3 protein-coding genes are annotated in these 3,904 nt (G+C 68.5%); all 3 read right to left on the minus strand.

The window, feature by feature from the left end; translation table 11 throughout:
• Window positions 1-130: 130 nt before the first annotated feature.
• Window positions 131-1,201 carry an ABC transporter permease gene (locus tag ACE3TU_RS19890; RefSeq protein WP_374627404.1) on the minus strand — a complete coding sequence of 357 codons (1,071 nt, stop codon included), beginning with the start codon at window positions 1,199-1,201 and terminating at the stop codon, window positions 131-133.
• An 8-nt stretch (window positions 1,202-1,209) separates the two neighbouring features.
• Window positions 1,210-2,745: a sugar ABC transporter ATP-binding protein gene (locus ACE3TU_RS19895; protein ID WP_374627400.1), complete on the minus strand. Its 1,536-nt coding sequence runs from the start codon at window positions 2,743-2,745 to the stop codon at window positions 1,210-1,212.
• 87 nt (window positions 2,746-2,832) lie between these two features.
• Window positions 2,833-3,904: sugar ABC transporter substrate-binding protein (locus ACE3TU_RS19900; protein ID WP_374627402.1), on the minus strand; the 1,072-nt coding region annotated here is incomplete at its 5' end.

Consider the following 3,904-nt stretch of genomic DNA (forward strand, 5'->3'; position numbering starts at 1 on the left):
GCGGTGCCGAGCGTTGCGAGCGTATAGCCGGTGCCGGCCAGCAGGATGACGACGATGAAGCCCGAGGCGACGAGGATCGGGAAGTCGTCGGGCTTGATACGGGCGAGCAGACTGGCCACGACGGGAGCTCCTAGCGGAAGAGTTCGAGACGGTTCTTGACCCGGAGGGCCCGCACGGCGCCCAGGCTCACCGCGGCCAGCAGCACCACGCCCTCGACGAGGGGCTGCAGCAGCGGGTCGATCGACAGAATCCGGAAGTAGAACGAGATGGCCCTGAGGATCAGCGCGCCGATCAGCGCCCCGATGGCCGTGCCGATGCCGCCGAGCAGCGACACCCCGCCCAGCACCACCGCAGCGATCGAGTTGAGCGTATAGGCGCCGGCCTGCGGAATGTCGGCATTGCCCGAGCCGGTCTGGATGGCGAGGTAGAGCCCGGCGCAGCCGGCAAAGAACCCGGCGAGGGTGAAGGCCGCCAGCTTGGCGCGGTTGATCGGCAGGCCGCTCATGTAGGCGGCGCCCTCGGCCGAGCCGATGGCGTAGATGGTGCGGCCGGTGACGGTGCGCTTGAACGGCACCCAGACGAGCAGCGCCACCACGACGAGGATGAGCAGCGGCACCGGCACCCAGCCGATCGGCTGCAGCCAGGCCGCGTCGCCGTCGTCGAACAGGTGATAGGTCTCGGCCAGGTCGCGCAGCGAGTTGGTGGCGGCCCAGTTGAGGTCGAGGTCGACGTCGCCGCCCGGCTTGGGGCGGATCAGCAGCGCCAGTCCGATCGCCACCGCGCCGGTGGCCAGCGTCACGATGATCGGCTGCAGCCGGCCATAGACGACGATCAGCCCGTTGACGAAGCCGAAGGCGGTGGCGGCGCCGAGGGTGACGAGGCAGCCCAGCAGCATGCGCAGCGGATCCCCGTTGACCAGTTCGCTGGCGATGCAGGCGGCCAGCGTCATCACCGCGCCGACCGACAGATCGAGGCCGCCGGCCAGCACCGGGACCGCCTGGGCCATGGCGACGAAGGCGAGCGCCACCGATTCGTTGGCGTTGGCGATCAGCACATTGGTGGTGAAGCCGCGCGGGTGCAGGAAGTTGTAGGTGATGTAGAGCAGGGCGAAGAGCACGATGGCGCCGTAGAAGCCCCGGTTCTGCTTGAACGAGGTCTCGAGCGCCGAGGCCCGGCGCTGGCCCTGGGTGGTGGCAGACATGGCGCTCATCAGGCGACCGCCTCCCTCTTGGCATCGGGGGTGTGGATGTTGAGCGAGGCCGAGATGATCGCCTCCTCGGTGATCTGGTCGCCGTCCAGTTCGGTGACGATGCGGCCGCCATACATCACCGAGACGCGGTCGCAGCAGCCGATCAGTTCGGCATAGTCGGTCGAGTAGAACAGGATGGCGTTCCCCCGGTCGGCGAGGTCGCGCATCAGCCGGTAGAGTTCCTGCTTGGTGCCGACGTCGATGCCGCGGGTCGGGTCGTTGAGCAGGATCACTTCGGGGTCGGTCATCAGCCACTTGGCGATCACCACCTTCTGCTGGTTGCCGCCCGACAGCGTGGCCACCGCGTCTTCCGGTCGCCCGACCTTGATCTGGAGCCGCTTGATGGCGTCCTCGACGGCGGCCCTGGCCCGGCCCGGATCGATGAACGGGCCGGAGGAGACCTTGTCGTAGGAGGCGGCGAGCAGGTTGTCGGCAATCGACATGGGCAGCATCAGCCCCTCGGTCTTGCGATCCTCGGGCACCAGCGCGATGCGCTTGTCGCCGCCCTTGGCTTCGGCCGGCGAGCCGGTGAGGCCGTTGCCCGCGCCGATCCGCACCTCGCCGCCGACGCCCTTCAGCACGCCGAACAGCGCCAGCAGCAATTCCTTCTGGCCCTGCCCGTCGAGGCCGCCGAGGCCGACGATCTCGCCCTTGCCGACCTTCAGGTCGACGCCGTTCAGCCGGTTCTCCCACCTGAGCCCGGAGATCGACAGGTGCGCGGGCCGCTGCTGCGGCGCCGGCTTGGGCGGGAACTGGTGCTCGACGTCGCGGCCGATCATCAGCTTGACGATGTCGGACTGGCTGCGTTCGCCCTTCCTGAACGTCTCGATGTGGCGGCCGTTGCGGAACACCGACAGCGTGTCGCACAGCGCCTCGACCTCGTGCATGCGGTGCGAGATGAACAGCATGCCGGTCCCGGACTCGCGCAGGTCCGCCAGCACCTTGTAGACGGTCTCGACGTCGCGGCTGGTGAGCGCCGACGTCGCCTCGTCGAGGATCAGCAGCTTGGGCGCCTTGCCCAGCGCCTTGGCGATCTCGACCATCTGCCGGCGGCTGAGCGACAGGTCGCGCACCAGGGCGCGCGGATCGACGTCCTCGCAGTGGATGCGCGCCAGCAGTTCCTCGGCGCGCTGCCGCTGCGCCCGGCGGTCGATCAGGCCGAAGCGACGGGGCGGATCGGCGATCGAGATGTTGTCGGCCACCGTCAGGTCCGGCATCAGGCTGAGTTCCTGGAAGACGCAGACGATACCGTTGCGCACGGCCTCGGACGGGCTGACGAAATGCTCCTTCCGACCCTCGACGGTGAGGTCGCCGACCGTCGGCGTCACCACGCCGGCCATGATCTTGATCAGGGTGGACTTGCCGGCGCCATTCTCGCCCAGGACGGCGTGGATGGTGCCTCGGCGGCAGGCGAAGTCGACATTCTCGAGGGCCCGGACGCCGGCATAGAACTTGGAAACGCCGGACAGCTGGACGAAGGGGGAATCGGTGCTCATGGGGCCGGTTTCAGGTCCAGAAGGGAGTGCCCGGCGGGCGGGGGCAGGGTGCCGGCACGCGGCCGGCACCCCGTTTGTGCGCGTGCGTTACTGCACGTTCTCTTCGGTCTGGGCCATGATGGCCGGACCCGAGATGTTCACGCCGCAGGGCGGGAACTCGTTCACCGTGAAGAAGTTGTCGGGCAGGTCGGTCCAGAAGTTCACGCCGTCCTGCAGGCCGGTGTAGTCGACGGCCGGCAGCGGCACCGAGATCAGCTGCGGCATGACGTTGCCCTCAAGCGCGGCGATCGCCGCCTTGATCGAGATGGCGACGAGGCCGGGCGACTGGCCGATCGAGAGGCCCTTGAGGCCGTCGGCGGAGTGCTTGGCGACGAGCTTGCGGAAGCCGTTCTCGGCTTCGCCGCCGATCGGCACCATCGGGTGGCCGGCATCGATCAGCGCCTGCACGGTGCCGGTCGAGCCGCCCTGGGTGATCACGGCGTCGAAGGTGCCGTGCACGGCGAGGGCGTCGGCGGTCACCTTCTGGGCGGTGCCGTCATCCCAGTTGCCCACCACCTGGACGATTTCCCACGGGCCGGCGCTGGCATCGAAGATCTCGTGGATGCCGATCGAGCGGTCGCGGTCCACCGAGTTGCCGGCGAGGCCGCGCACTTCGAGGATCTTGCCCGAGGTCTTGCCGGTCGCCTCGAGTTCCTTGAGCACGAAGCGGGCCCACTGGCGGCCCATCTCGAGCTGGTCCTCGTTGACCTGCATGACGGTGTCGGTGTCGAGCACGTTGTCGAACGGCACCAGCACGACATTCTCGCGGTCGGCGAGACGGATGACGCGGTCGAAGCCTTCCGGCGCCACGGCGATGGTGACGATGGCGTCGAAGCCCTGGTTGATGAAGTCCTCGATGGCGCCCAGCTGTGCCGGGGCGTCGGTGCCGGTCGAGACCACCTTGAACTCGGCGATCTTGTCCTTGATCGCCGGGTCTTCGACGAAGGCCTTGGCGGTCTTGATCATCTGGATGCGCCAGGTGTTGCCGACGAAGCCGTTGACCACGGCGATGCGGTACGGACCGTCCTGCTTCTCCCACTGGAAGTACTTGGTGTCGGCGCTCCAGGGCGCGAAGCAGGCCGGCTCGGCGCCGGGGCCGGAGACCACCGCGGGTCCGGCA

Origin of the sequence: Devosia sp., from assembly GCF_041917035.1 — a bacterium.
Lineage (GTDB): Bacteria > Pseudomonadota > Alphaproteobacteria > Rhizobiales > Devosiaceae > Devosia_A.